We start from the raw sequence: 24,684 nt of genomic DNA, 5'->3' as shown, positions 1-24,684 counted from the left end.
TCAGTCCTTGCAGACGGACGCGACGATGTCGCACGAACGCAAGCGCAGCGCCGGATCGTAGATGTCGGTCACGAGCATCAGTTCGTCGGCTTGCGTGCGTTCGACGAGATCGGACAGGCCCGATTTGATTCGCTCCGGCCCGCCGACGACGGCCACGCCGAGGAACGCCTCCACCGAGTGCTGCTCCGCCGGATCCCAACGCTCGTCCATATCGTTCACCGGCGGCTGCAACTTCAGGCTCTGCCCACGCATCAGCGCGAGGATCTTTTGCTGCGACGACGTCGCAAGGAATTTCGCTTCCTCGTCCGTGGGGGCTGCGACGACGGGCGCGCCGACCATCACGTACGGCTTGTCGAGCACGGCCGACGGGCGGAACATCTCGCGATAAATGCGAATCGCATCGAACAGGAAACGCGGCGCGAAGTGCGATGCGAAGGCGTACGGCAACCCTAGATGCGCCGCGAGCTGCGCCGAGTAAAGCGACGAGCCCAGCAACCACACGGGAATGTCGCTGCCCGCGCCCGGCGTGGCGACCAGTCGTTGCCCCGGTTGCGCCGGCGCGAGCAACGCGCGCAACTCCGCCACTTGTTCCGGAAAGTCGTCGCCATTGCCGAGACGGTCGCGTCGCAATGCGCGCATCGTCGCCTGATCGGCACCCGGCGCGCGTCCGAGGCCCAGGTCGATGCGTCCCGGGTACAGCGCGGCGAGCGTGCCGAAGTTCTCGGCGACGACCAGCGGCGGGTGATTCGGCAGCATCACGCCGCCTGAACCGACGCGAATGCGCGACGTCTTGTCGGCAATGTGCCCGATCAGCAACGCGGTGGCAGAACTGGCGATGCCATCCATGTTGTGGTGTTCCGCAAGCCAGAAACGCGTAAAGCCCAGACGCTCGACATGCTGGGCCAGTTCCGTGGACTGCTTCAGGGCTTCAGCCACCGTGCCGCCCGCGCGCACCGGCACCAGATCCAGCATCGAGATGGCTGTTTTCGACAAACTGCTCATGGAGTTCTCCGTTAGCTTGCGCGCGTCGCACCCCGGTCGGTCGATGCCTGATCTCGTCTGATCGGCGCACTCCAGGTGACGCGTACTATCGTGCCAAAGTATAGTGACGAAGGGTCAAAATCCCCAGTAGGCACCTTTTAGTTGAATAGTCACCATTTAGTTACCATGAGCAAACCCGAACCCTTCGTTTTCGAGGAAACCTGCGTGCCGCGTCGCGTGCTGGAGCTCTTCAGCGTGAAGTGGACGAGCATGGTGCTCTACGCGTTGCAGTGCGGCACGACACGTACAGGCGAGCTTCAGCGCCGTCTGCCGGGCATTTCGAAGAAGATGCTTACGCAAACGCTGCGCGAACTGGAGCGCGACGGCCTGATTCACCGCGAGGTGTATCCCGTCGTGCCGCCCAAGGTCGAATACCCGCTGACGCCGCTCGGCGAGCTTTTCATCGAGCCGATCGAAATGCTGTACCGCTGGGGCAACCAGCACGCGGACGTGCTCGCGCAACTGAGTCTGCGTCGTGGCAAACCGTCGCAGGACCTGGCGGGCGGTGGCACCGATGACGAGGTTGCCCATTTCACGGTTATCTGAGACAGTGGTTATGTTGCAGCGCAAACTGCGTACCTGCTGCAACCGTACTCTCGTAACGACCCCCGCGGCTGACGCCCCCCGGCACGACGCCGCATCGCCGAGGGATCATGCCACGCTCCGAATCCACCTTGCGGGCGCAGCCATCGCCCGCTGCGTCAGCCGCCGCGACCGGCGCACGCGCCACCGCCCACGGCGCGCTGCCGGTCGATCTCGCCCTGCAAGGCGGCGGCGCACATGGCGCGTTCACCTGGGGCGTGCTGGATCGTCTGCTCGAAGCCGTTTCGCACGACACCGACAACGCCCCCTTTCGCATCGAGGGCATTTCCGGCACCTCCGCTGGCGCAATGAATGCCGCCGTGCTTGCGACCGGATACGCGCGCGGCGGCCCCGACGCGGCACGCGGCGCGCTGGAACAGTTCTGGCGAGATGTGGCGCATGCGGGACGCTTCAGCCCGTTGCGGCGCACACCGCTCGACATCGTGCTCGGGCGCTGGTCGCTCGATAACTCGCCGTTCTTCATGTTCTTCGATCTCGCCGCCCGCGTCGTGTCCCCCTACGATCTCGCGCCGCTCGAATTCAACCCGTTGCGCCGCCTGCTGGCCGATCACATCGACTTCGACGGCATCTCCAGACGCGCCGACGCCAACCCGATCCAGCTCTTCATCACAGCGACTAACGTGCATACCGGACGAGGTCGCGTCTTCCGCAACGCCGAAATCACCCCGGACGTCCTGCTCGCCTCAGCGTGCCTGCCCATGCTGTATCGCGCCATCGAGATCGATGGTGAGCCCTACTGGGACGGCGGTTACGCGGGCAATCCGTCGATCACGCCGCTGGTGCGCGAGACCGTGTCGTGCGACACCATCCTTGTGCAGGTCAATCCGGTCGAGCGCAACGAGGTGCCGCGTTCGGCGCGCGAAATTCTGAACCGCGTCAACGAAGTTCCCTTCAACGCCACGCTGCTCAAGGAGTTGCGCATGATTGCCGTGCTGCGTCAGGTCGTGGATGCCGGGAGCGACGAAGGCAAGCGCTGGGCGCAGATGCGAATGCACCGGATCGCGAGCGACATGATGACGACGCTCGGCTATTCGTCGAAGCTCTCGGCGGAATGGGACTTCCTCGTGATGCTGCGCGACGAGGGCCGTCGCTGCGCCGACGCCTTCCTGCACGAACACGGCGCCGATCTGGGCAAACGCTCCTCGCTCGATCTCGATGCCCTGCAGGAGACCCTCTGAATGGAGCTTGCCGGCATTCTTATCGGTCTGGCGCTGCTCGTCTGGCTCGCCTATCGTGGCTGGAGCGTGCTGCTGCTCGCCCCGGCCGCCGCCATGCTTGCTGCGGCGCTCTCAGCCGAACCTGTGCTCGCACACTGGACGCAGACGTTCATGCAGAACGCCGCGCGCTTCATCGCGCAGTTCTTCCCGTTGTTCCTGCTCGGGGCCTTGTTCGGCAAGTTGATGGAGGACAGCGGAGCCGTACGCGCTATCGCCGCGTTTCTCACCGAGAAGCTCGGTTCGCGCCGCGCGATGTTCGCGGTGGTGCTGGGCGGCGCGCTCGTGACATACGGCGGCGTGAGTCTTTTCGTGGCGTTCTTCGTCCTCGCCCCGATGGCGCACGCGCTGTTCCGTGAAGCCAACATTCCCGTGCGACTGATGCCCGCTGCCATTGCGTTGGGGACGTCCACCTTCACGATGTCCGCCATGCCCGGTACGCCTGCCATCCAGAATGCGATCCCGATGCCCTTCTTCGGCACCACGCCCTTTGCCGCGCCGGGGCTGGGGCTGATGGCCTCGGCCATCATGCTCGGCGTAGGCCTCTGGTGGCTGTCGTGGCGCGAGGCACAGGCGCGCCGTGCAGGCCACGGTTATGCCGAGAATGAAGTGTGGGACAAGAAGGCGGACCCGACTGTCGTGCGTGAGCGCGCCAGCGTGGCACGCGAATTCGATCCGGCGGAAATCGACGCCGGTCATCGCAACAACGCGCTGCCGGGGATTCTGACGGCCGCATTGCCATTGCTCGTGGTGATCGGCGCCAACTTCGTGATGAACGTGATCGTCTTCCCGCGTCTGAACGCAAGCTTTCTCGCGGAGCCGAGATGGGGCGGCATTACGCTGCAAAGTGTGGCGGGCGTGTGGGGCGTATGCGTCGCGCTCGCAAGCGCGATCCTCGTGCTCGTGATCCTGCAATGGCGACGCCTGCCCGCACTGCGCAAGACGATGGACGCCGGTGCAAACGCGTCCGTCCTCCCGATCATGTGCACGGCGAGTCTGGTGGGCTATGGCGGCGTCATTGCCGCGCTGCCCGGCTTCGAGCTGGTGCGCGACTGGGTGCTGTCCATCGACGGCGGTCCGCTCGTGTCGCTGGCGCTCTGCGCGAACCTGCTTGCGGCCATCACCGGGTCCGCCTCGGGTGGTCTGACGATTGCCCTGGACGCGCTCGGTCCCGCCTATGTCGGCCTCGCTGCGCAGCACGGCATCGATCCCGCGCTGATGCACCGTGTGGCCGTGATGGCGTCCGGCACGCTCGACAGTCTGCCGCACAACGGCGCGGTCGTCACCTTGCTGGCGGTGTGCGGCAGCACGCACCGCGAAAGCTACTTCGACATCGTCATGACGAGCATTGTCAGTGCGCTGATCGCCCTCGTCGCGGTCATCGCGGTCGGCTCGCTCGTCGGGACATTCTGAACGTTCTGAACGTCCTCGCAGCAACGAAAAAGGGCCGAGATAATCCTCGGCCCATTCGGAACGACTCAGCGACTGACGTCCGTCTTAGCGATCCAGCAAGCGCCCCAGACGCATCATCGTGACGTTGACCCCGAGGTGACGCATCGACGGCTGCACGATCACGCAGTTGTCGTAAGGCGTGACGATCACTTCGTCGCCGTCGCGGGCAATTTCGGTGCCCGCCTTCTCGATCACTTCCAGTCCCGTGAACGGCTGCGAGAAACGGAAGTCCATCGAACGCGCCACGACCGGCTGCGTGATTTCCACAAACTTCTGACGCGCAGGCGCTTGCGTGAGGAACCGCGCAACGTCGGCCTCTGCCACCACGCCCGCGTGCAGCAGGAAGCGCGCTGCGCTGTCGAGCGCCACATCGCGCGCGCTCTTGGCGAAGTGCTGTCCCGTCTCGATAAGCAGCGCGTTCTTCGGGCTGGCAGGATCGCCGAAGCCACCGTAATCGCGCATGCGCGTGCCATTGGCGTGACCCTTGTCGATGATGACGTGCTCTGGCGTGCCGAGTTCGGCCGCCAACGCAATCGCCTTTTCCAGCGGACCGGTCATCATCAGCGGCGCCGACGCTTCGTGCATCGAATGGATGTCGAGCAGCAGATCGACCGTGTCGATGAACGGGCGCATCGCACGGGCGCGCGTCAGTTCGCGGCTCTGACGTTCGCCGTCGAGCGTCGAAGGCGTCCACACACGGTTCATGTCTTCGTCGAGAAAGCGCGTAGCGTCTGCATTCTCGGCGCTGAACTGTTCGTACGCGCCGATGTTGCCAAAGCCCAGCGAAACGCGGCCCGACGACGGACGCAGTCCGGATGCGAGCAGCGCGTCGACGGCGATTGCGCCGCTCACTTCGTTGCCGTGCGTGAGCGCGAGGATCATCACGTGCTTGCCGGGCATGCCGCTATCGAACGTGTGTAGATAGTCGATGCCGGTGTTGCCTTCGCGCCAACGGGTGATGTCGGGGAACGAGACTTCGATGGGGTACGCCGGCAAGGCGGCGCGAATCGCTTCGAGCGTGGTCATGGGTAAAGCTCCGCAAGGGATGCCGCAAAAAAAGAGACGACGTCGCCCAGGGGGGTGGCGGACGTCGTCGTTGCGGCTCAAATCAGGACATCGAATATTGGGACGAAGTTATCGAACGCTATCGGGTCTTAGGCCTTGGTCGCACGCGGCGAGGCGTGCGACTGGCTCGTGAGCCCGGCGATCTTGCCTGCACGCACACGGCGGGCCAACGCCGTTACAGCCGCCACACTGAGTACTGCGGTTGCCATCACGTAGAAGCTCGGTGCGAGCTTGTTCTGCGTGGCGTCGATCAGCCACGTCACGATCAGCGGGGCGAAGCCGCCGAACAGCGTGACCGAGAAGTTGTACGACAGCGCCAGACCCGTGCCACGGGTGCTCGTCGGGAAGATGTCTGCGAGCAAGGCGGGCAGCGGGGCGAGACTCACGGCGATCAGCAGACCGACCAGTGCCTGCACCAGCAGCAGCGTCTGGAACGTCGGATAACGGTTGAGCAGCACAAACAGCGGGTAGGTCGTCACGCCCACGGCGATCAGCGCGTAGAGCATCACGCGAATACGGCCGAAGCGGTCCGACAGATGGCCGACGACCGGTGCCGCGATCATCAGCATCACGCCGGTCACTACCGCACCGATGAACGACGACGTCGCCGGAATGTGCAGTTGCTTGACCGCATACGTCGGCATGTACAGCTTGTGGACGTAGTTGAACGCGGTGGCCGCAGCCACAACGCCTGCGCCGAGCAGCATGTTGGCGCGGTCACGCCCGAAGACTTCGCGCAGCGGCGACTTCTCGCGTTGCTTTTCGCCGAGCTTCTTGAAGTCGGCGGTTTCGTCGATGTTGCGACGAATGTACAGACCGACCGGGCCGATGAGCAGACCGACGGCGAAGGCGATACGCCAACCCCACGCACTCAGTTGGTCAGCGGTGAGCAGCAGGCTCAGTAGTGCCGATACGCCGGCGGCGAGCACCGTTGCGAGACCTTGCGTCGACATCTGCCAACTGGCGAAGAAACCGCGACGCTTGGCGTCCGCATGTTCGACCATGAAGGCCGTGGCAGCGCCGAACTCACCGCCCGTCGAGAAGCCTTGCAGCATACGCGCGACGATGATCATGAGCGGCGAGAAAATGCCGATCTGCGCATATGTCGGCGCGAACGCGATCATGGCGGTGCCAACCATCATGAGGCCGATGGACACCGTGAGCGACGCCTTGCGACCGGCGCGGTCGGCGTAGCTGCCGAGGATGATCGAGCCCAGCGGGCGCGTGACGAACGAAATGCCGAAGGTGCCCACGGAGAGCAGCAGCGAGGTCGTTGCGTCGTGAGCGGGGAAGAACAACTGGCCGATGACGATGGCGAAGTAGCCATAGATCAGCAGATCGTAGAACTCCAGTGCGTTGCCGATACTCGCCGCGCAGATCTCGCGCCACGGGTTGTGGGGTTTGGTGTTGCCGGTCATTCCTGCTCCTCGGGATCGCTGGCGTTGGAAGTCGATGTTTGGACGCCCCCGCATACGCCCGTTGCATACCGTGCAACAAGGTCGAGCCGGGGCCATCTGCCAGTCTCAGGAAGCGGAGTGTAGGTGGCGGAAAAAACAACTCCGTGCCGTTTCGGCACGCAAAGGTGCTAATTGAGGGCGAGGGCCGCAGGTGGTGTAGTGGTCAATCGACACTCCGGCCTGCCTGGCGCGCCCGATTGCGAACAAGATGTCGCTCGGGACGACGAAGGCACGCTGAGCAGCGCGGAACGCTCCTGAGAAAACTAAACCGATTCCTTGAAGCTTTTCGTGACGCGTTGTGCATCATGGAAACCGCCAATCGATGATCTGAACGAAAACAGCGGGATGTAGTACCGGATGTAAGCCAGCAGCAAAAGCAGATTGAGATAGAGGCAGCCAACGCCCATGTACGGCGCAAATATGCGGTCGAAGCGATGATTCAGAACGATCGCGTTGTACCAGACGACGAACGACACCGGCAGCAGCAACACCAGCCCAAATGGCACAAAGATGTCAAACAGCAGACATAGCCCGCCCAGGATCTCGCAGGTCTTCACGATATGGAATAGTCCGATCGAGATCATCGTCACCAACATATCGTTCGACGCGGGCAACGTCCCCAACGGCTGCGGCCACACTGGCGTATAGCCCCACACCGGCAGCCAATAGCTCAGCCCGCTGACGATCATCCATCCCCCGAGGTATAGCCGCATTACCGTCAACACGGCGCGGCCCAGCGAACGCGGTTCGGTCAGCGTTTTCTGCAGTTGTTCAATCATCTTTTGTCTCCGGATTTTTTGACGGGGTAGTGCTCAACGCGCGGTAGCAAACATTGCGCAGCGCTCATCCGAGGCGGCCGGCTGCGCTATACGAGTTCGCTCCACGATGCGCCCGTTCTTCGTGCGGAAAATGTCAACAGCGTTCAGCGCCGGGTCATCACCTGCAGCCGAAATGCAATGGTGCACCGCCACTGAGAGCCCCTGCGCGACGACGCCCAGGGTGTCATGACGAATTGGCGGGCCATCTTTTCGATCGGCCGAGAGCGGATTCCGGTCTTTCGCGTCCGGCGTGAAGTAATCCTTCGCCGCCTGCACGCCCCTGCCATCGCCATAAGCCTCGCTCATGAATCCCTGGACGATTTCCACCGGTAACTTGCCGGCGCCCGGCCCCCAGTCCCATTTGGTATTGAAGTGCAGGTCGTACGCGATCCAACACGTCAGCGCGATGCCTAACAACGTGACGCCAGCGGACTGACGTTTGAGCTGTCGGCGCGTCCCCTCACGATGGATGCCTTCGCCCGCGACTACGCCTTTCATTTCCATTTGCCGTCTCCCTCGGTCGATCAATTCATTTGCATTCTGTTTTGAATGCAAAAATTCTAGACAAAAGATGATTGATCACGCAAGTGCTGACACATGATTCACGGGTTTACACCGGGACACCGTCGCCGATTAGCCTCACTGCCGCCTCGTGTTAACCCCGAATCGGAGGAATTCGGATTGCCTCATCGGCGCACAATAAATACTATTAAGAATACAAACTTAAATACTATCAACGGAGACAACATGAACTTCCCCCTCGGGTACGCGACCTCTCCCCCGCCCCGGTCGATTGCCCCTTCCGCTCACCTAAAGCGCATTGCCAAATTCTGCATCGTCGGTATCGCTTTGAGCGTCGCTGTCATCAAACCCGCGACCGCAGCCAATGTCATGCTCTACGGCGTGATGGACACGTTTCTCGGCTACTACAAGAACCATGAAACAAGCGTGGTGAACCTGAACTCCGGGGGTCTCGCCGGATCACGCTGGGGTATGCGCGGCGAAGAGGATCTGTCCGGCGATCTCAAAGCCCGGTTCGTGCTGGAAGGCGGCATCAATGTCACCACGGGCACTGCGGCGCAAAGCGGCCGCTTGTTCGGGCGGCGCGCCACCGTGGGCCTGATCAGCAAGTCGCTGGGCAAAATCGAAATCGGCCGACAGCCGACCCCCGGTTACGACTGGGGCACGATCTTCGACCCGATCCTGGTTGCACCGGCGTCGGTTATTGCATCGCTCACCGGCGAAATCGACAACCCGTGGATGTTCAATCCTTTGACAGACCCGGCGCGACTCGACAATCTGATTCGTTACAACTCCCCTCTTCTCGCGGGGCTGTCGATTTCGTTGTCGCACTCGATCGCCGGCAACACGTCACCCACCAATCAGGTCAAGACCTACGATGTCGGATCGTTGATCTATCAATACCAGGGACTTCAGTTGGGATATGGCTTCGGTCGAAGCAGCGGCACCACCGACCTCACGCCCGATACGAAGCGTCAGATCGAACATGCTTTCGGCGCGATCTACAGGTTTCCCTGGTTCTCCGTCTACCTGACATATCAGTTGCGTATGCCGAAGGACTCGTCGGCCGACAAGGCATGGCAGGTCGGGATGCGCATCCCCTTCGGTATTCGGCATGCGGTACACCTGGGTTGGGGCGGGCGCAATGGTGGTTTGCCAGACGCGGCGCCGGCAAACACGCTCACGCAAGACGTTCGTGTGTGGGCCGCAGCGTATATCTATGAGATGTCGAAACGAACGTCGCTCTACGCCTACTTCAAGCGACTGGAGAATCGCGGAAGCTCCAGACTGACCATTCTGCCGCCAGCCGGTCTGCCGAATCCTGCACATAACGGGGAAGACGTCACGACCTTCGGTATCGGTATCAACCATCGCTTTTGAGCGCGCGCAGCGTCGTGTCCGGGCAAATCGATCGTCCGGACACGGTGCAAGAACCAGTCCTCGCGTGTCAGAGGCCGCGCCCTGCCAGCACCGCAATCATCGCGGCCATGATGCCTTCGCGCTCGGCCTGATACACCGCCAGTAATTGCTCGCGATCCTTCGTCGCGATGGCATCCAGCAGCGCGTGTTCGAGGTGCGCTTTCAGACGCTCCCCCGGGCGCCCCGACTCCGTCGCAAGCGCCCGATACCGGTCCGTCAGCTGAATCAGGCGAAGCGCTTCGCGACGGATGATCTTCTGCGGAGACAGGTCGAACAGGAAAGCATAGAACGCGTAGTACTGATCGATCCATTCGGCGCGACGGTGATCTTCAAGATAGCCGTCGAGCAACTTCAGCATGGCTTTGAGTTCGCGGGTCTGCTCGCGATTGGGCCACTCGATCGACTCGAACAACTCGCGCTCCACCAGATAGCGATACCGATACAATTGCCGGGCTTCATCGGAAGACAATGTCGCAACGAAGAACCCCCGGTTCGGGTCATGAACGACGACACCGGTCGCCGACAACAGGTTCAGTGCTTCACGCACCGGCACACGGCTGATGCCAAACCGATCCGCCAGTTCCGACTGCCGCAGTTGCACCCTGGGCGAAAGCACGCCCTGGTTGATCAGTTTGCGGATCTCGTTCGCCACCTGCGCGGGAACATCAGTGTCTTTCAGTTCGATTGTGCTCACTTTGTCGTCGGTCGAGTGATTTGCAGCCGGTATTCTATTTGATTCCGGCAACGGCACGACGAACGACACAGGCAAGGCTGGTCGGCGTTCTCAATTCTCTTGCAGCACCGCAGCGCTCATGCGCGGCAAGCCAGTTCGATAGGCCAGCGACGCCATCAGGTAGCCGATACCGCAAATGGCAAGCGCTATCGGCGCAGACAGGTAAGCCGCGACCCAGCCCCAAAAAAGCGCCCCCAGCGGCGAGACCCCCATAAATGCGACGACATACAACGTCGCGATGCGCGCTCGCATCCCCGACGGCGCGGTCAGTTGAAGAACGGTATTGATCGACGCAGACGTCAGGATGGTTCCCATGCCGATCAGGAACAGCATCGCCATGGCAAACCCGATACCCGGCGCAACGCATAGGCCAAGGGTGGCCAGTGCGGCAACGATGCTCGAATGCATGGCGGCACGAATGAGTCCCGCCAGACCTCTGCGTGTAGCAAGATAAGCCAGTCCAGCCAACGCCCCCAACCCGGCCATGCCCATCAGATTTCCGAGTGCGGCGGCATCGGCATGAAACCGTTCCCGCACGAACCAGGGCATCAGGCTCGCGTGCGTCTGGATCGTGAAGCTAAGGCAGGCAAGCAGAAGCAATCCGTTACGGCATGGCACGTACGCTCTGGCGTGATTGAGCCCTTGCGCGAACGAATGCCACCACGACACGCTGAGCACCGGTCTCACTGCGGCTATCGTTCGGACAGCCCCGAGTGCGGCAATGACCGCCACGCGCAGCGTGGCGTTCGCACAAAATGCGCCGACGTGCCCGAACCACCCGATCGTGTAGCCCGCCAGCATTGGGCCAATGAAGCGTGCAGCCGACATCATGATGGAATTCAGCGCGATGGCGTTAGGCAGATCGTCGGCCCGATCCACCATTTCGGAGACCAACGCCTGGCGGCCAGGCGCATCAATAGCGTTGATAATTCCCAACACGAGGTTACCGGCAACGATGTGCCAAACGTCCATGACGTCCAACCATAGCAGGCTCAACATCGCGAGCGACTGCACACACGCGACCGTGTTTGTCATCAGCAGGATCCGCCGCGCCTCGAATCGATCCAGCATTGGCCCCGCCAGCGGCGCAACCAACAGCATCGGGATCTGCAACGCGAACGCCGCAACGCCGACAAGCAGCGTTGAGCCTGACAAGGTGTATGCCAGCCACGACGTGGTAATCAGTTGTTGCCAGTTGCCGATCTGCGCGCAACCCTGGCCCGCGATAAAGCGGCGGAAATTGGCATAGCTCAGCGCTCGCAGGCCGTAGGGAAGAGTCATCGGGTAGGAAAATTGATCCACTGCCAGTGGACGGAACAACGAAGAAGCGCCCCAACGACGCTTTAACGCGTGATGGGGCGCGAGTGAAAAACCGACCGCCGGGATCGACTACTGACCGGCTAAAGCTCAGACGTTATGCCCGCCCGGCCCGGCGATCCATCAGCAGCGTGACGATAAAGCCCGCCCAAGCCACTCCGAGGCCAAAGTAGTCGAAGTTCCGTAGCGGACGGTAGTCCGCATAGCCCAACCCTGTCGATCCGATACATGCCAACACGGTGAGGAACAGGCAGATCCACACGGCAATCCAGGTTTGCTTTTTCATCATCTTCCCCCTTAAACGTTGCTATGTTCCGCCTTCGGCATCGAGATCGGGGCATTTCGCGTGCCCGGTTCATTCACCTTCGCACCATCCCAGAGCCATTGAGGCATCAGACGCGGCCGGAAAATTGCTGCCATATAGCCGCTGTACGCCAACAGCAGTAGCCCGTTCATCAGCAACTCCTGCGGACCGGTAAACAGTTGGCGCGGCGTCGCGACGATAAACGTGTTGAGCCAGAAAATCGTGACCGTCGTCGGCATTTCCAGCACCAGCGCAAGCAAAACGAAGCGGTTCGAGAGCAGCATCAGCCCGAAGATGCACTCCATGTACTTGACGGCCGGATACAGATAAATCGTCGTCGCAGCATTCACGTAGGCGCCGCCGTCCCCCGGAATTTCGGGAACGTAGCGCGTCATGATGTAGCGAATGCCAGAGTAAAAAAGGTGGGCACCAAAATAAAGTCGGAGCCAGGTCACCACGTAATACCAGGGGGCTCGATCTGCACTGCTCATAGTTTGTCTCCTGAGGGGTTGAGTTATTGCTTACGAAATCGGCGTCCGGCATCTTCCGTGCCTGATCGCGCGCGCCGAATGCCCGTTGGCGACCACCCCGTTCACCCGCCGCTTCCCCCCGAAAGCAACAGACAACGACGTGGCCGCCTCCGAACAATTCGGAAGTTAAAGAGCCGCGACCCTGCCAGCCTGTCCTGGCGTACGAATGGTTTCCAACAGGGCTTCATTGATGCGAATGCCGAAGCCGGGCGCGTCGTTTGGCACCACGCAACCGCGTGCGAAACGCTGACCGTCGAGCGCCAGGTCTTGCCCGGCAGGGATAAGATCGCTATGCCATGCGGCATGCACCGCGAGCGGCCCGGCGCTTTCGCTCATGAACTGAGACGCCCAATGGTTGGCGACCCACAGATGCGTGCTCGGGCAGGCCTCGACACCGGAGCCAATGAGCGTGCTGCAGAACACAGGGAGATCGAGCATCTGAGCGACGCTCAGAAAGCGCTGCGCCTTTATCAGCCCGCCGACCTTCTGTATCTTGAGAATCACACCGTCTGCCGCGCGGCGATCGGCGATTTCGCGCAAATGATGGAGCTCCTGCGCACCTTCGTCCGCATAGATCGGCGTTCGAACCCGCTCGCGCAGGCGCGCCATCCCGTCGAGATCCCAATGGGGGAGCGGTTGCTCGATGAAGTCCAGATCGAAGGCGTCGAGACGACGCACGGTGCGCAGCGCCTGCTCGTAGTTCCATGAACCATTCGCGTCGAGACAGATACGCGCGCGATAGCCGATGGCCTCGCGCACCGCCTGCGCCGTCGCCACATCGTTGTCGAAGGTACCCCGTCCGACCTTCAGCTTGAAGGCCGTGAAACCCTCTTCGAGGGCTACCAGCGCCAGCTCGGCCACCTTATCGGGTTGCCCCGCCGAGAGCACCCACCCCAGTGGCACCGATTCTCGCGTTCGGCCACCGAGCAGTTGATACACGGGAACGCCAAGGTGCTTGCCCTTCAGATCGTGAAGCGCGCAGTCAACCAGTGCCTTGGCCTGATTGTTGTCGCGTGCGAGGGTGTCCATCGCACCGACGATTTTCTCGATGTTGCACGGGTCTTCTCCCAGCAGTATGCGTGGTGCGAAGACGTCGCAGATCATGGCCGATATCGACGCCTGAGTCTCGCCCCGATACCAGGAAGACGTGTCGCCAGACTCAGCGACGCCCACCAGGCCGTTGTCCGCATGGATGCGCAGCAGGACTGTGTTCAGACAGGTGATAGTGATGTTCGGAAGCACGATGGGCTTCGCCAACGGCATGGACACCGGTGTGCATTCAACGCGAGTGATTTTCATAGGATTGAGCATGAACAGGTGACGATCAGGCCGCCTTCAATGACGACTGACGAATGGTTCGGGATACACGCACCAGCATCAGGACCGCGATCGCTACCGCCAAGACGTAACACGTGACGAACGCGTGACCAAGGGCATTCGGTCCCGCAAAAAAGAGCTTCGCCGCGAAGGCAATGACCGTCGGTCCGAGCGCCAGACCGAACAGGTTCGTGACCAGGTAATAGATGGCGGTCAATTTGCCCATCATGTTGCCCGGCGTGAGATTGGCCATCGTCGCGCCGCCGGCGACTGCAAAAATTGCAAAGAAGAAGGTTTGCGCAGCGTAAGCCGCAACGCCCACCATAGGCGATTGAATCAGTGGAAACAGCGCTGTAACGACGGCTGCGATGGCGGTCGATCCGATCGCCACACGCACCGGCGCATCGACCATGCCGCGCTTTTGCAGCCAGTCGGCCAGGCTGCCCATGATGAGCAAACCAGCGGGCGACGCCACAAGGGCCGCCGCACCAAGCGTCTGGCCAATCACCGGACGCTCGATACCCATCGACCGGGAAATGATTTCCGGCAACCACGCCATCTGACTGCCAATGGCAATGCCGTATAGACAGATCGCCACCCACAGGGGAAGGTAAATGCCCTTGTGAGCCCACACGTAACGGAGTGCTTCGCGGTAGGTCACCTTATCGTCCGAACGCACGTCGCGACGCGCCGGTTCGCGCAACATCCACACAATCAGCGCGAGCGGAATGCCCATCAGCCCCGGGACTACCAACACGAACTGCCACGGCTTGAGCGAGCCGAGCAGCGGGACGCCCGCCAGGTGTCCCGCCGATGCGAAGTGCAGCAGGAAGCCGCCCAGCATCAGTGCAAGTCCCGTGCCCAGTAACGGCCCGATGTTGTAGATGCCGAAGGCAAGTCCGCGACGTTCCGGCGGAAACGCATCGCGAATCATCGAGGACGCCGCCGGCGGCAACACCGCCTCCCCCACCCCCAGACCGATGCGTGTGACGAACAAATGCATGTAGGTCTGGCTAAGGCCGCAAAGGATCTGGACGCCGGACCACAGCAAAATGGCACCACCGAGTAAACGCTTGCGCCGATACACATCGACGAGATATCCCGCCGGAATGCCCAGCACGCTGTAGAGCAGCATGAATGACAAGCCCAGCAGCCAGCTCACCTCGAGATCGGAAGCGCCAAGGTCTTCCTTGATCGGACCGACGACCAGTGACATGGCACCGCGATCGATGAAGGACACGACGTACACGATCGTGAGAATCGCAAGCAGCGGCCAGCCGCCTCGCGCAACCGATGCCTGAGTCGCGCCGGTTGTCTGTGCTGCGCTTGTGGCGGGGGGTGCATCTACGGATGTCAGCGGCGCGCCGTCTCTCGGCGCGGTGCCTGCTGTGGGGGTCTCGTACATGGTTGTCTCCTGTGTTGCCTTTATTTTTTGTAAACCTCGGCGGGACACGCAAGCGGTATCAGTCGTCCCAGGCGTGCTGCTCCATCGCGTCTCTCGCTGCGGTGGTGCCCGATACGATGAACTCTGCGATATCACCCATCGAGTTATACGACGGTCCCCACAGCGACCCACACTCGCCGATCGCGTACAACCGTGGGATCGGATCGTCACGATGATCGAGCACACGTTGTTTCGCGTCGTGCTTCGGCCCGCCGTGAGTGTTCAGGTAAGTGGGGAACATCGGGCCGACGGCATAGAAGGGACCGGTATCGAGAGGCACCAGGAAGTTTTCGCGCCCGAAGTCCGGGTCGGTACCCGCCTGGCAGTTCGCGTTGTAGCGCTCGACGGTTGCCTTCAGTGCTACCGGATCAAGATGACCTGCGCGTGCGACGCCGGGGATGTCGGGCCATTGGCATTTCAGTGCCAGTTCCTCCAGCGTGTCGGCGCGAATCACCGTACCCTCCTCCAGCTCGGCGAGGTTGTCGGCACTCCACGCCGGTGTGCGCGAATTGAGCGTAGTCATCGCCGCGCCACCCGCACGCACCTTCTCGTCGAAGATCTGGAAAGCCGGGACATGCGTGAATTCCGGCACCTCGGCCGTTGTGGCCAGCCATGTGTCGCGATTCGCAAGACCGTGGCGAACGTCGGCGGTATCGGTGGTTTCGTTATGGAAGCGCCGAGCGTGCTTATCCACCCACAACAGGCTGCCTGCGTCCTTGAACGCGCCCGAGTTGTAGCCGAAGCCTGCGATGCGGTTCAGGTCGTACGTGACGTAGACGTGTCCACGCTTCGATTTCACGCCCCAGCTCAATGGTCCTGCGACGGCGTTCATGTGCCACAACTGCGCACCGACTTCCTGCGCCATCCGGATACCGTCGCCGGTCAGATTCTGGCTGCCCAGGAAATAGATGGGACACGGCGTGAGGAACTGGCGGCACATCTGCTCGTCGGCCTCAAAGCCTCCGCTGGCGATGACCGTCGCCTTGCGCCCCTTGATCGCGATCGCTTTGCCCTCGGCGGAAATTGCCTCCACACCGAGCACCTCTTTCGTCACCGGGTTCTGCACGAGACGCGTAACGGTCGTCTTGCACTGCACACGTGCGCCATGTTTTTCGGCGACCGCAGCAATTGCGTTGTACAGTCCCGCGCCACCCGGTGCCGCGACGACACTCATTCCCTTCACGCTGTCACTGCCCGGTGCGCCGGGAAACTCCGGAAAGAATCCGGGCGCGGCGAACGGCTTTGGATCGGGCTTGAGGGGAAGCTCAAGCTTATGCTGAAAAGCCGGAATCTCTTTCAGGCCGCTGACGAAGTGGCGCAACACCGACGCATCGGTCTGCCCCGCGCAGAGCCAGTTCATGTAGTCGAACGTTGCAGCCTCGTCGACGGACGTCATGATCAATCCGCCAGCCACGCACACCGAGTTCCCGCCGCCCTGTTCGCCTTTCTCCAGGACGAGGACGTCCGCGCCGTTCTCCGCAGCAGCGAAGGCGAAGGTCGCGCCCGCACCGCCATAGCCGACGACAACGAAGTCGGCCTCCTGATCCCACTTCGGTGCGCGCCAGCTGACCACCGTCTCATCGTTTTTCATAGATGACGTCTCAATACGGTTGGTCACGCTCAGGCGGCGGCTTCGGCTTGTGGCTTTTCCTGCTCGCGCAAACGGTCGTAGATCTCGTTGTAGCGAAGCACCGGTGCGTCCATCGCGAGCATGATCATCTTGCGCTCGGGTGAACGGTCGATCAGGTTCTGCTGCACTTCGATAATGGCTTTGTCCTCCTGGAATGCGGCGGCCGCAATGCCGAAGCAATGCGCCTTCAATGCGTCGCCGTTCGCCCACGGACCAAAGTTGTAGAAGAATTTCGACCGGGTCTCACTGATCGGCGTGATCATCTGGTTCGTGCAACGCGCGAAGATGGGAGCCTCCGTTGCCTCGCCATCGACCAGACGGTCCTGAATACCCGGTGCATAGGAATGGATCGTGAGGATAAACACGCCCGGCACGAGGAACGTGCTGACAACCCGATCATCGGACGGGACTTCGCCAAAATAGGGGTTCGACTGACGTCCGCTGTGCCAGCGGTCGGCGCGTACACCACGATCGAGCACAGTCACGCCTCGCTTGTTCTCGCCGTCCTTCATGAGCTTGAGCGACTTCATGTCGCTCGCGCCGAACGTCGATTCATGCACGAAGGGGGCGTGCGACAGGTCGAGGAGATTGTCTGAAATCAGTTCGGCGTTGGCTTCGATATCGAAGCTTGCGCACACCATCGACCATTCCGGATTGTCCGGGCCGATGATCGGCGGAATCAGCGCCTTGTCGGCCTTCTCCGCCTCACCCATCCAGACCCAAGCGGCGCCATGCATTTCTTCGATCGGGTAGCTGCGCACGCAGACCTTCGAAGAAATACGATCCTGACCGGGAATTTCCGTGCAGCGGCCGTCTGCAGCGAACTTAAGTCCGTGGTACATGCAGCGCAGCTCATCGCCTTCCTTACGACCAACGGTCAGCGGCACGAGGCGGTGCGGGCAACGGTCTTCCAGTGCGCTCAGGCTGCCGTCCATCTTGCGATAGATCGCCAACGGCTCGTCCATCACGGTGAATGGCACGATTGCGTCCTGCGAAAAATCCGTGCTCCAACCCACCATATACCAGGCGTTGCGAATAAACATTGCTTGTCTCCTCTTCAATGCGCCCGTGCCGGCAATGGAGGCCGATGCGCACGGCGTCGGTACGAAACTATTGGCGATTGCCTCGTCAAATAGTATTCAATTTAGTATGCATCATGTTATACGCTGAGAGCCGGATGGTTCAAGCGATAACGATGACGGGTTTACCCGCGACGGTTACAGTCCGCGAGCTTCAAGCGATGCGACGAGCGAACATTCGACTTCGCTGCGATCGTCGTGATAGACGCGCAGTAATGCGTCGCGATCATGCATGGCCAGTGCGTCGACGAGGTTGTGTTCCGGCTTTGCCGGATGTTGTGTGGCCCCGAGCGGCATCCGCGGGGCAAGCGCCCGGTAGCGATCGGTTTGGCGCATGAGACGTAGCGCCTCTCGTGCCATGATTCGCTCCGGAGAAAGCCCGAAGATCAACGAGTGAAAATGTCGGTGAGCTTTCAGCCACGCAGCGCGCTCCGACATCGCGAGAAGGTTATCGAGTTCGGCAAGACGAGCGCGTAGTACGCTGAGTTCGTCGTCGCTTGGCCAGCGTACGGTCGCCAACACTGCCGATTCGATCAGATGCCGCACACGGTACAACTGGCGTGCTTCGGTGCTCGAAAGACGCGCCACCTGAAACCCCTTGTTGGGATCGTGTTCAACAACGTTCTCTGCCAGCAGCAGTTTCAGAACCTCGCGAATCGGTGCCCGACTCACACCAAAGCGTGCGGCCAATGCATGCTGCGCAAGCTGCGCGCCCGGCGCCAGGATGCCGTCGTTGATCAGTTCGCGGATGTCCTGCGCAAGCCTCGACGGCAGATCCACGGGATCGAGCGAGGTGATGTCATCGAGACGCTGATCGACGGCAGCAAGGCCCGCGAGCACACCACGCTCATCGATCGTCGCTGTGTCTGCCCAACCGCCGCGCAACATTTTATTCGCCCCAATACACGGCCGCCGCAGTGCCGTGCAACACCTTGCGTTGATCGGCGCAGGAGAGCGAAGACACCGATTCGTGGGCCATCCCGACCATATCTGCGTATTCGCCTTTCGACTGGGCAACGTCGGAGCCCCACATCACCCGATCTGCGCCAAACGAACGGACCACGCGCTCGACCACCGGCGCAGACGGCAGCTTCAAGGCTGCGAGTTTTCCGAGGTTGATCATCGAGTACAGCAGATAGACGTTGGGCGCATCCACAAAGCGCAAAAGCGCGTCGTCAACGCCATGGTCGGGCGCACCAGCTTCCCCCACGATATTGGAGAAGTGATCCAGCACCACGGGTGTGTTGGGATAGCGCCGCACGATCGGTGCGAGCGCTTCTAGTGCAGCCACCCGATTCCATCGATAGAAGTGCAGACGTACCGAACCGCCGGCGTCCGCAACGGCATCCCACGCGCGAAGGGCGGCATCGGCGGCAAACCAACTGCAATCAGCGCCCTTATGCGGCTCGGTCATGCGGATTCCCACCGACCCGCGCTCGCCGACCCAATAACGTACGGTTTGCGCGGCGTCGTCGGCCAGTGCGTCAATCATGCACAGCGCTCGCAGTCGCTCCGGATACTGCGCCGCGGCGTCGCAGACATAGTCGTTCTTGAACCCGTAGATGTGGGCGCGCTGCACCGCCAGCGCGCGATCGATGCCGTTCGCATCGAGTAGCGCCAGCAGACGCTCCGCAGTCACGGGATTGTCGAACGCGCTGTCTTCCAGCGTTCCGCTAAGCGGCGCCGGTACATATCTCACCCGATCGTCCGAGATCAGATGGGCGTGGCTGTCAATCATGGTGTCTCCTGCAAGAAGTCGTTGTCCGTACGGCGCATCCGTTCTCGACGTTGCACCGGGTAGATAGGTGTCGGGCTACTTCCACGGGTCGACGCAAACATGAATCGCCCCCTCTACACCACGCCCTGCCGTTGCGAGAATCGCTTCATGCGTTTGCGCCAGACCGAACGTGTGCGAACACACTTCGTCCAACGGATATTTACCCGACGCGATGTAGCGCAGCGCCAGTTCCACGGCGCCATAGCTACGCCCGCGTGGCGCGCGCACCGTGAGATAGCGCTTCTTGATTTCGCCGATAGGTACGTGCTGATCCAGCCCGTTGAGGCTCAGGTATGCGCCTTTGGCCGCCAGTTCGATTGCCTGCGCTACCACGGTTCCCTCGGGATCGCCGGTCGTATCGACAACGACATCGACTCCCCGGCCGTTTGTCAGGCGCATCACCTCGGCTTTGAGATCCTTCTCCTGCACATCGATTGCGTGGTCGGCCCCAAGGCGCGTGGAGAGGTCGAGTCTTGTCCGGTCGCGCGTCATGCCCGCGAGGATGACGGTCAACGCTCCTGCGGCTTTAGCCGCGAGCACACAGCCAAGACCTTGCTGGCCAGGTCCAAAGACAAGCACCGTTTTCCCCGGTCCCGCTCCGCCGTCGTTGCACGCCCACTGAACGCCGTTGCCGAACGGCACCGCCAACGTCGCGTGCGTTGCGGGCAAGTCGTGTGGAATCTTGTGCATGACGGTATTGAGCGGGAGATGCATGTACTGTGCATACCCGCCCCAAAGGTGCGGCGCAATTTCACACGTCGACATGCCGAATCGCAGCGTATTCAGGCGATCCTTGACGTTGAAGAAATCGACTTCCATGCACAGCCGGAAATCGCCTTTCATGCACCATTCACAGTGCCAGCACGGCAGGTACTCGTGCAGCGCCACGCGATCGCCTGCCTTTACGCCCCAGCGCCGTTCGGCGATAGAACCGACGGCTTCGAGCGTACCGACGTTCTCATGCCCCATGATGACCGGCACGTGGCCGGGTTTGCGGTACACCTCCGGATCGCTGCCGCCAACGCCACTCGCTTCAACGCGCAGAATGCCGCTGTCCGGCGCAAGCGACGGGTAGTCGAACTCGCGCAGTTCCGTGGTTTCGACCGCAGTCTTGACTGCGGCCAATACTTTTTTTGTCATGTTTCTCTCCTGCCGTCTTGCATCGTGATTCTGGAAATTGCGAAACGCGACCCAGAACGATCTAGCGTGGACCGAAAACGCGTAATGCGTTGCCACCGAAGATCGCTGCGAGCGCCGAATCGGATTCGCAGCCCAACGCGGCTCGGGGAATGCCCAGCGACTGCCCATAACCTTCTCTCGAGCCGACCACGGGGAAGTCGCTTCCCCACATCAATCGCTCGGGCCCAAAGACGACCAGCGCATCGGCAACCGCTGCGGGCAAGCCTTCACCGAATGGCCGACCGTCACGCAATGCCGACGGCGAGCGCGTCACCACTTCGCCGAAGCCCGGCAACTTGAGCATCACGTTGGGCAACGCTGCAAGTGCGAACACGTTGCGGCGCGCCGCGATTTCCGCTTCGGTGGACGGCGCCGTGCTCGTTGCGCCAAGATGTTCGAGTACGACGGAAATCTCGGGCAGTGCTTTCAGCAACGTGGTGAAACCCGCGTCTGCAAATGCCGCACTATTCCCCACGCAACTGATCGCCAATCCGCACGCCGCCGCCGCGGCCCACGCCGACGGCAGCGCTTTATTGGCGGCATGCACGGCAGGCCGTAGCCGGATGCCGGATGCGCCCTCCTGCGCATGTCGCTCGATCGTCGACACAACATCGGGGGCGTCAACATCTACCCAGACCACGCTCGTAAAGCGGGTCGGGTAGCGTTTGACGCACGCCGATTGATAGCTGTTGTCCGTCTGCCCGATCATCTGTGTCAGGACGGCACGTTCAACGCCGTAGCGGTCCATCTGACACAGGAGCGCTTCCACCGGCTCGTACCAGATGGGCGACACATGGGCGTGGCTATCGACGATCATGTGACTCACGTCGTCAGCGCCACATCGGGATTGAGCGGCACTTCCTGCTTCCAGGTCCGCTCGTTGCTGAAGATCACCGTCGCCGCCCGGATCTGTTGCCACGGAATCGTCGCGCTCAAAACGGTCGGCACTTCCTTGCGATCTGCAAATGCGCGTGCCGTGCGAATCATCTGGCGACGCCAGGCGACGACGGCGACGTCCGAGGTGCCCAGATGCTCTTTCGTACGATCGAGAATGCGACCCTGCGTTTCGCTCACCGCATGATCCTGCGTGAGAATTCCCTTGATGCCGGACATCGACGCCGTCTTCATTGCCTCACGATCCTGCTCATACCAGTTGTCGATGTTGAGTTTCTTGCGGAAGTTCTCATCTACCCAATGACCGCCCTCTTCGACGCGGTAGGCAATATCAACGGGTTGCGTTTCGTCGAAGAACCATTGAATGTGCCACGTCGATTCGTCGTCACGCGGCACGAACGCATTGGCCATGCGACGGTTTTTGCGCACTCCGAAACCGTCCGGCGGAATCAACGTGAAGAACGGCAGCACCACTTCCGTCACACGGGCGTGGAGCTTTCCCTCTTCGCGGAAGTTGCGCACACCGGCGTAGCGCAGACCGTACTTGGTGTATTCGACCTCGATCTTCGGCTGCAAATCGCGCTCGTGATCGTATTTCGCGGGCGCGCTCCACGGTTGCTCGCGGTGCAGCACACCGGCGTGCGCCGAGTCGATCGTGCCTTCCACGGCCTGCGCGTAGTTGCAGTCTTCAAGCACCTTGAACGGTGCCACATTCGCGGTGGGGTATGACAGAAAGTCGAACTCGGGGAACTGGGGAATGTCGGCCTGATCGCCCATGTACGCCCAGATCACGCCCGCCACTTCACGCGTGGGGTAGGCGAGTGCACGAATGCGCGAACAGAAGGCCGAGCCACTGGGTTCGGTCGGTGTGTCGAGGCAAGTGCCGTCGGTCGCGAACTTCCAGCCGTGATACAGGCAGCGCAGACCGCCGTCGGAGTTGTCCCCCAGCGCGAGCGATGCGCGGCGATGCGGACATTGCTCTTCGAGCAGGCCGACCTTGCCGTCGGTGTCGCGAAACGCGACCAGGTCCTCGCCCATCAGGCGAACGCGTACCGGCTTGCCGCCCGGCTCCGCAATTTCCGATGCGAGCAGCGCCGGAATCCAGAAGCGACGGATCAGTTCGCCCATCGGCGTGCCCTTGCCGACCTGCGTGAGAATGTTGTTGTCTTCGCGAGAAAGCATGTTTCCTCCTGGCTTTGATATAGCTTTGCTATTAGTTGAGTGGGGGGGGCGCAGCGCTCAGGCGAGCGACATCGCCTGTGACAGCCGCGAATTCGCACCGGCGGTGTCACTGTCGTTACCAATCAGATCGTGCGCTTCGATAATCAGTTGGCGCAGGCAGAGCAGTCTGGAGAGCGCCTGATCACCCAGTCCGATACGGCCAGCACTGGCAACATCGGCATCGAGCAGACGCCAGACTTCGTCCAGCTCGGACTCCCGATACACCATGTGCTCGACTTCGCTCGAGACAGCAATGCGTTGCGAGATCGCCTGCAATGTGGCGGGGGAATAGTCGTCTATCGATACGAGATCGTCGGCGTGCATGGAAAGCTCCTGTCGATTGGCTAAGCGAGATGAGGTCAGCCTTCTCAGCGTCCCTTAGGACCGAATTTCGACGGCGGCAAACCAAGCGCCGTGCGGCCGTAGTTCGTCATAGCGCTGTCCCAGGTGAAGGCAAAGTGCTGCGCGGCCGAATTGGCGTCGCGCCATACGCGCTGCAACTCGGAATCGTTGTAGATCCCCGTGCCGCCCGCCGCCTCGAAGAGACTGTTGACGGCACGACGCGCGGTTTGCGCGGCGAACGCCCAGTCGCGAGGGATACGCGACCATTGCAGCGCCGAGATAGTTTTGGGATCCGCCGCCGAATCGACCATGCGAGCGTCTTCGCGAACCAGGGCGAAGGCAGCATCGATCTCGGCCGATGCCTGGGCAAGACGGGACATCGTGGTCGACTGCTCAGCCATCTGTTCGCTGTCGAACGATTTCAAACGCGGGCACAGACCGTCCGAGAACGAACGAATCGCGCCACGAGCCATGCCAAGGGGTGCGCCGATCAGCGAGAACGGCGTGACGTTCTGGAACGGCATACGGTAGATCGGCGCGCGCACAGAACCGGCGGCATCGGACTGGCCCGACATCATTTCTTTAACCGACACGGACCGATGCGCCGGGATGAAAGTGCGCGCGATGCGAATCGAACGGCTGCCCGTGCCGCGCATTCCGGCGGTGAACCAGTCGTCAATCACTTCGACGTCTGCGATCGGCACAACGAAGAATCGCGGCTCTGGCGGCTGACCTTCGCGTTGCACGGCGTTGCCGACAATGACCCACTGTGCATGGTCGATGCCGGAGCAGAAGCGCCCTTCGCCGCCTACCAGCTCATAGCCGCCATCGACTTCGGTCACCGTGCCGCCAAGACGGAACACCGTAGCGGTCAACGCACGATCGTCGCCCATCACGTCACGCTGCGCCTGGAGCGGAAAAAGGTTAAGCATCCAGCTATGGCCGGCCAGTACGCCGAACACCCAGCCGGTCGAACCACATGCCGACGCAAGTTCGGCGGTCACTTCCACCAGAGTGGCAAAACCCAGCTCCGATCCACCGAACAGGCGTGGCGTCACGATGTTAAATAGCCCGGAGTTGCGCAGTTCGTTAATGGTCTGCGCCGATACGATGCGATCACTCTCGGTTTGCACCGCACGCGAGCGGATGCTTTCGTGCATGGCGCGCGCGGCCGCCACCGCATCGTCGTGGGTCGCGAACGCAGGCAGTTCGCCAGCGGCGGAATCGGCCGGGGCGTTGGGGGATGTGCTCACGGTTGTCTCCTGTGTGAGTCCCGGGCAGCGCGTCTTGTGCAACTGCTCCGGATGCTTTCTCTGAATTTCGTCG

At 61.6% G+C, this 24,684-nt stretch carries 24 protein-coding genes; 4 read left to right on the top strand and 20 right to left on the bottom strand.

Annotation, left to right across the window (positions count from 1 at the left end):
- Complete coding sequence (locus MB84_RS03560) at positions 1–1,002, bottom strand: LLM class flavin-dependent oxidoreductase (protein WP_046290783.1); 1,002 nt, start codon at positions 1,000–1,002, stop codon at positions 1–3.
- A 165-nt stretch (positions 1,003–1,167) separates the two neighbouring features.
- On the opposite strand from MB84_RS03560, the gene MB84_RS03555 reads away from it, so the two are divergent.
- From MB84_RS03555 to MB84_RS30690, 3 genes are all read left to right on the top strand, one after another.
- On the top strand, positions 1,168–1,587 hold the full coding sequence (locus MB84_RS03555) for a winged helix-turn-helix transcriptional regulator (RefSeq protein WP_046290782.1): 420 nt from the start codon (positions 1,168–1,170) through the stop codon (positions 1,585–1,587).
- Positions 1,588–1,802: 215 nt separating this feature from the next.
- On the top strand, positions 1,803–2,822 hold the full coding sequence (locus MB84_RS30695; RefSeq protein ID WP_245725552.1) for a patatin-like phospholipase family protein: 1,020 nt from the start codon (positions 1,803–1,805) through the stop codon (positions 2,820–2,822).
- Positions 2,823–4,271, top strand: a complete 1,449-nt coding sequence (locus MB84_RS30690) for a GntP family permease (protein ID WP_046290781.1) — start codon at positions 2,823–2,825, stop codon at positions 4,269–4,271.
- An 84-nt stretch (positions 4,272–4,355) separates the two neighbouring features.
- Here the strand turns inward: MB84_RS30690 and MB84_RS03540 are convergent, their stop codons facing one another.
- The 4 genes from MB84_RS03540 to MB84_RS03525 form a co-directional block, all read right to left on the bottom strand.
- Positions 4,356–5,336, bottom strand: coding sequence for a M14 family metallopeptidase (locus tag MB84_RS03540; protein ID WP_046290780.1), 981 nt, complete (start codon positions 5,334–5,336; stop codon positions 4,356–4,358).
- A 128-nt stretch (positions 5,337–5,464) separates the two neighbouring features.
- Positions 5,465–6,793 (bottom strand): MFS transporter, encoded by a 1,329-nt coding sequence (locus MB84_RS03535; RefSeq protein WP_046290779.1) that lies wholly within the window; start codon positions 6,791–6,793, stop codon positions 5,465–5,467.
- Positions 6,794–7,095: 302 nt separating this feature from the next.
- Positions 7,096–7,611, bottom strand: a complete 516-nt coding sequence (locus MB84_RS03530) for a hypothetical protein (RefSeq protein WP_046290778.1) — start codon at positions 7,609–7,611, stop codon at positions 7,096–7,098.
- A 33-nt stretch (positions 7,612–7,644) separates the two neighbouring features.
- The gene (locus tag MB84_RS03525) at positions 7,645–8,154 is read right to left on the bottom strand and encodes a nuclear transport factor 2 family protein (protein ID WP_157122624.1); all 510 of its coding nucleotides are present in this window, start codon (positions 8,152–8,154) and stop codon (positions 7,645–7,647) included.
- 177 nt (positions 8,155–8,331) lie between these two features.
- Here MB84_RS03525 and MB84_RS03520 point away from each other — a divergent pair, with 177 nt between their 5' ends.
- A complete protein-coding gene (locus tag MB84_RS03520) occupies positions 8,332–9,552 on the top strand; it encodes a porin (RefSeq protein WP_245725473.1) in 1,221 nt (406 codons plus the stop codon).
- A gap of 67 nt (positions 9,553–9,619) precedes the next feature.
- Here MB84_RS03520 and MB84_RS03515 read toward each other — a convergent pair whose 3' ends face one another.
- From MB84_RS03515 to MB84_RS03445, 15 genes are all read right to left on the bottom strand, one after another.
- Positions 9,620–10,285 carry a GntR family transcriptional regulator gene (locus MB84_RS03515; RefSeq protein ID WP_046290777.1) on the bottom strand — a complete coding sequence of 222 codons (666 nt, stop codon included), beginning with the start codon at positions 10,283–10,285 and terminating at the stop codon, positions 9,620–9,622.
- A 90-nt stretch (positions 10,286–10,375) separates the two neighbouring features.
- The gene (locus tag MB84_RS03510; protein ID WP_046290776.1) at positions 10,376–11,605 is read right to left on the bottom strand and encodes an MFS transporter; all 1,230 of its coding nucleotides are present in this window, start codon (positions 11,603–11,605) and stop codon (positions 10,376–10,378) included.
- Positions 11,606–11,738: 133 nt separating this feature from the next.
- Entirely contained in the window at positions 11,739–11,927 is a 189-nt protein-coding gene (locus MB84_RS03505) for a hypothetical protein (RefSeq protein WP_046290775.1), read from the bottom strand.
- Between the two features lie 11 nt (positions 11,928–11,938).
- Entirely contained in the window at positions 11,939–12,436 is a 498-nt protein-coding gene (locus MB84_RS03500) for a hypothetical protein (RefSeq protein WP_046290774.1), read from the bottom strand.
- 165 nt (positions 12,437–12,601) lie between these two features.
- A complete protein-coding gene (locus tag MB84_RS03495) occupies positions 12,602–13,774 on the bottom strand; it encodes a mandelate racemase/muconate lactonizing enzyme family protein (protein ID WP_046290773.1) in 1,173 nt (390 codons plus the stop codon).
- Between the two features lie 25 nt (positions 13,775–13,799).
- Positions 13,800–15,197, bottom strand: a complete 1,398-nt coding sequence (locus MB84_RS03490) for an MFS transporter (protein WP_084009587.1) — start codon at positions 15,195–15,197, stop codon at positions 13,800–13,802.
- A 58-nt stretch (positions 15,198–15,255) separates the two neighbouring features.
- Positions 15,256–16,827 carry an FAD-dependent oxidoreductase gene (locus MB84_RS03485; RefSeq protein ID WP_046290772.1) on the bottom strand — a complete coding sequence of 524 codons (1,572 nt, stop codon included), beginning with the start codon at positions 16,825–16,827 and terminating at the stop codon, positions 15,256–15,258.
- Between the two features lie 29 nt (positions 16,828–16,856).
- Complete coding sequence (locus MB84_RS03480) at positions 16,857–17,909, bottom strand: aromatic ring-hydroxylating oxygenase subunit alpha (protein WP_046290771.1); 1,053 nt, start codon at positions 17,907–17,909, stop codon at positions 16,857–16,859.
- A 174-nt stretch (positions 17,910–18,083) separates the two neighbouring features.
- Entirely contained in the window at positions 18,084–18,833 is a 750-nt protein-coding gene (locus MB84_RS03475) for a GntR family transcriptional regulator (protein WP_084009586.1), read from the bottom strand.
- 1 nt (position 18,834) lies between these two features.
- A complete protein-coding gene (locus MB84_RS03470; RefSeq protein WP_046290770.1) occupies positions 18,835–19,683 on the bottom strand; it encodes an amidohydrolase family protein in 849 nt (282 codons plus the stop codon).
- Between the two features lie 75 nt (positions 19,684–19,758).
- A complete protein-coding gene (locus MB84_RS03465) occupies positions 19,759–20,862 on the bottom strand; it encodes a zinc-dependent alcohol dehydrogenase (RefSeq protein ID WP_046290769.1) in 1,104 nt (367 codons plus the stop codon).
- Between the two features lie 61 nt (positions 20,863–20,923).
- Positions 20,924–21,718 carry an amidohydrolase family protein gene (locus MB84_RS03460; protein WP_046290768.1) on the bottom strand — a complete coding sequence of 265 codons (795 nt, stop codon included), beginning with the start codon at positions 21,716–21,718 and terminating at the stop codon, positions 20,924–20,926.
- A gap of 5 nt (positions 21,719–21,723) precedes the next feature.
- On the bottom strand, positions 21,724–22,977 hold the full coding sequence (locus MB84_RS03455) for a Rieske 2Fe-2S domain-containing protein (protein ID WP_046290767.1): 1,254 nt from the start codon (positions 22,975–22,977) through the stop codon (positions 21,724–21,726).
- 57 nt (positions 22,978–23,034) lie between these two features.
- The gene (locus tag MB84_RS03450; RefSeq protein ID WP_046290766.1) at positions 23,035–23,340 is read right to left on the bottom strand and encodes a hypothetical protein; all 306 of its coding nucleotides are present in this window, start codon (positions 23,338–23,340) and stop codon (positions 23,035–23,037) included.
- Between the two features lie 44 nt (positions 23,341–23,384).
- Positions 23,385–24,611, bottom strand: coding sequence for an acyl-CoA dehydrogenase family protein (locus MB84_RS03445; protein WP_046293361.1), 1,227 nt, complete (start codon positions 24,609–24,611; stop codon positions 23,385–23,387).
- Between the last annotated feature and the right edge of the window lie 73 nt (positions 24,612–24,684).

This window comes from Pandoraea oxalativorans (assembly GCF_000972785.3).
In the GTDB taxonomy this organism is placed as follows: domain Bacteria; phylum Pseudomonadota; class Gammaproteobacteria; order Burkholderiales; family Burkholderiaceae; genus Pandoraea; species Pandoraea oxalativorans.
Note: the sequence above shows the minus strand (reverse complement) of the source record. Positions and strands in the feature narration are given on the sequence as shown.